Below are 681 nucleotides of genomic sequence, written 5' to 3' on the forward strand. Positions count from 1 at the left end.
ATATAATTTTATGAAAAAAATAATTTTTGCACAAGTAATGGCAGACAACGGAAAAAGCGTATTTTCGGGGCTTTTTGATGAAAACGGCGATCCCGTAAGCGTAGAAACGGAGTGCGATGATAGCGGAGTGACGCTTACGATATGGCGAAATGCTCCCGAAAGAGAACGCCGTGACTGCGGTATCTCAGAGGAAGAGATTGAGAGGACTTGCGCTATGCATGATGACTGCAGTGATTGTCCGCTGTGGGATTATTGCAATGAAGATGAGGAGGTTTTGTAAATGAAAATACTTGTTATTGAGCCTGAAAAAGCGCCGTATGAAAAGGAAATCGGCGATGATATTCACGATATGCAGGCAATAGTCGGAGGGTGTATCGAACCTATATATTTTGAGCCGAAAGAAACTGCGATTGCTTGGTGCAACGATGAATTCCTGCTTAATGGTTCACAGCCTAATCGTATTGTGGGAAATGTTCTTGTACATGGAACTTTCTTTGTTTCAGGAAATTATATGAACGAATACGGCGAATGGGACAGCTGTTCACTTACCGATGAGCAGATCGAAAAGTATTCCAAGACGTTTAAGAACCCTATTATTGCATTGGGGAAAATGGAGATGGCGGATATTGAGGCTCTTTGCGAGGTCTTTGAGGAAACGGAAGAACCTGAAATTACGATGTG

At 42.4% G+C, this 681-nt stretch carries 2 protein-coding genes; both read left to right on the forward strand.

The genetic code is table 11. From position 1 onward, the window contains the following. A partial coding sequence (locus QVO88_RS01755; protein ID WP_288177708.1) for a hypothetical protein occupies window positions 1–280 on the forward strand: 280 nt, incomplete at its 5' end. Further along, the coding region (locus QVO88_RS01760; RefSeq protein ID WP_288177709.1) for a DUF3846 domain-containing protein at window positions 281–681 on the forward strand (401 nt) is incomplete at its 3' end.

The sequence above is a fragment of the Ruminococcus sp. CAG:57 genome (assembly GCF_000435935.1).
GTDB lineage: Bacteria > Bacillota > Clostridia > Oscillospirales > Ruminococcaceae > Hominimerdicola > Hominimerdicola aceti.